Source organism: Flavivirga aquimarina, from assembly GCF_030540835.1.
GTDB lineage: Bacteria > Bacteroidota > Bacteroidia > Flavobacteriales > Flavobacteriaceae > Flavivirga > Flavivirga aquimarina.
The window spans coordinates 1-445 of record NZ_JAUOEK010000110.1; the positions used below are offsets into that span (position 1 = coordinate 1).

Annotated in this window: 1 protein-coding gene; it reads right to left on the reverse strand. The window is 41.8% G+C overall.

The window, feature by feature from the left end:
* On the reverse strand, positions 1-445 hold a 445-nt coding region (locus Q4Q35_RS09485), incomplete at both ends, for a hypothetical protein (RefSeq protein ID WP_303277733.1).

Below are 445 nucleotides of genomic sequence, written 5' to 3' on the forward strand. Positions count from 1 at the left end.
TCTAACAATCTGACCTGTTGAACCAAAAGAACCTCCCGTACCTATCCCAAGAGTAGGGGATCCGGTTAAGGTTAATGTAATATCATCTTTGGTCTCGGTGATATCATCACCACTACCTCCTGTAGCACTCTCAAAATCAAATATGATGGATGGTGGCGGCGTAATAGCACTCACAGATAAATCATCGAAAGCAAATGCGGCTGCTCCTGGTGCTGATACGGTAAAAGACGTAACACCAGTCCAATTTAAGTCAACGGGTACTTCTCCTGGAGCAGCCCCTCCTGTTATCGATACTACTACTGGAGAATTACTACCTCCTGTTGGCGTAAAGGTATAATCTATCGTTTGACCAAAAATATTAAATGGTAAAATGGAGTTGACATCTACGGCTTCGCTAAATGTAAAGGTTAATGAACTTGTATCTCCTAAAGTTCTAACAATCTGA